This is a genomic window from Actinomyces sp. oral taxon 170 str. F0386 (assembly GCF_000195595.1).
Taxonomy (GTDB): Bacteria; Actinomycetota; Actinomycetes; order Actinomycetales; family Actinomycetaceae; genus Actinomyces.
The window spans coordinates 1-2,388 of record NZ_GL882561.1 but is presented as its reverse complement, the minus strand read 5'-3'; the positions used below and the strand labels follow the sequence as shown (position 1 = coordinate 2,388).

The window sequence follows — 2,388 nt, the reverse complement described above, 5'->3', positions numbered from 1 at the left end:
AGCACTGTCCGAAAAACACCTGACAGTCCATTGAACGAACAGACCCCAACTGAGAAACTCAACGACATCATCAACGGCGCAAACACCACCAGACCCCACCGTACGAACTACGAAGCAGAATGAGAAAAATAATGAAAGATACGAGACAAAATAAAGCAATTAAAACATACACAACGTTCCATCCGAATGCCAACTGAATGTAGGGCACCACGACTGGTACTCCGAAACCTGCTAAGAATACTAAAGTATTGACGACACCCAATGCCGTTCCAGCCCTCTTGGGAATAACCGCGCCTATCATCGCGTACGCAACTCCGTGCCAGGAGTTTGCTGCTATGCCTAATAATGTTACGGTAACAATCAAACCAGAACGGCTATCTGTACTAATAAACGCATATGTCAAAAATGCAAGCAGGCTTGCCGCGAACGATAGCATTAGCAAAATCTTCAACCGACTGTCGCTGCGGTCACTGAGTTTACCAAAAACTATACGTAAACCACCACCTACGAGCTGAATCATTACCAGAGCGCTGGTCCCAATTACTATAGAAACACCTGCTACACGGACCAGTATCATAACACCAAACGCAAGAACCGCGAACTGAGGAAAACTCAGAATGCAAGATGCAATAGAAAGCAGCCATACCTCCCGGGATTTTAAAGGCGATTGAGCGGAATCGATCCCGTCCACTGTGACCATAAGTTTTTTCGTAGGTAACCTAAACCAGTAAACAACAACGACAAACACGAAGAATATGAGCAAGGCAGTGATGACGAACGCAGCAGGAAACCCCATTTGGCTGACCATCCATGGGACCATCCCAGATCCCAAAGCCCCTCCCAGCGGCATAGCAGCCTGCCTTATTCCCATCGCCAAGCCGCGAGACTTTTTGTCGAACATAAGAACAATCGCCCTGCCTGAGGCGCCATTAATGCTCCCACCGCAAATACCGACAAACAACATGCAAGCAAATAATAAATAGGCATTTATGTCAACTGACATTAATACTGGAACAGCAGACGCTACTGCGAGCGCCGTCACAATGAGTCCAAGACTTAGACTGAATCGTTCGCCCTTACGATCGACAACCACGCCCCAAGGAATCTCAGATGCCGCAATTCCTAGGTACATGCACCCAATCATGATGCCTATCTGTGATGACGACAAGTCGTACTTATGTTGCAAAAGTATTCCAGCAACCGGAACTCCTGAAATCACCCAGGAAAATATAGCTTGGGCTAAAACGCCAAGAAATAATACCGTCCATTTTCCAGCGACTCGACTTGTTGTGCCGTCACGCATTATGTTCTCCAATCAGGTTAGCCATATACTCTATATCTAGCAATTCCTTCAGCCAGCTCTGGCGCTGACTGTTAAAGGTATCCTGAAATGGCTATCTTCATTTTCACCAAGTACTGCACCAGGTATCACAGCAACGGACGATCGTTCAAGCAGCTTTCTCGCAAAAACCGTCGCCTGCATACTGCTGTTATTCAGTCTCATCCATGCATAAATAATCGAAGAACAACATTCATCTCAACTGATTAAATAGCCGCTGCCGATTCCCGTATCATTTCCCTTTGGGATGCATAAACGGTAGCAGCATTTTCTGGAAGACACATATCAAGCAAAGTGATGTAATCAGCACGAACAGGGTGGGCTGTGCGGTCATTGTGGTAAACTAACTCACCCGGGCTACATCCGGTTTGTCTGCCGATGTATTTTTTGATGGCATATACATCTGCAAAAAACCTCCGTTGACGCGCTTGTTGTAACTCATTACCGTCGCATCAGTGAGATAGAAGAAACTACTCCAAAGTAACTTCTGCGACGTATGTCTTTTTTAAGCGATATTTTTTGCGGTTCTTCGTGCGAAAGCTCAGAGATATGACTGTTCACCGAAGCATTTCGAATAACTACCACGCTATGAGGCTCATTATCGCGGATTATTTTACTTTGCTGCAGACAGTAGGCCAATCTGAGGGGAATTCTTCGTTGTCCACGATGCTCCTCACCATACTTTTAAATAGTGGGTAGTCGTCGTACAGACTTACGTCGATAGTTTCAACTGCGGAACTAATGCTCTCGTTGACCTCGTTACTGATGACAAATGTAGGATTCATTTCAAATTCTCCGAATCTGCGAGTCTTTACAGTTAAATCATACTCAGAACCGGGCTACGGAGGAACATAGCGATACTTGTATAACTTTCCAAATTTTTCGCGGCATAAGAATTGTTCGTACGCTAGGAGAGTTATTCACAGCCATGACGCTCGTTTGTGTTTACCCCGGTCAGGAATTATTTACTTCACCCTTATAGTAATCAGCCTCCAGAAGAGGGCACAGCTCGAGCGTTAAGCCCGCACCGCACCGTATCCACGAGCACT

The 2,388-nt window shown here is 45.8% G+C and carries 1 protein-coding gene; it reads right to left on the bottom strand.

The features are described 5' to 3' along the window. Nucleotides 1-70: 70 nt before the first annotated feature. Entirely contained in the window at nucleotides 71-1,303 is a 1,233-nt protein-coding gene (locus HMPREF9056_RS13820) for an MFS transporter (protein ID WP_009405066.1), read from the bottom strand. Nucleotides 1,304-2,388: the final 1,085 nt, after the last annotated feature.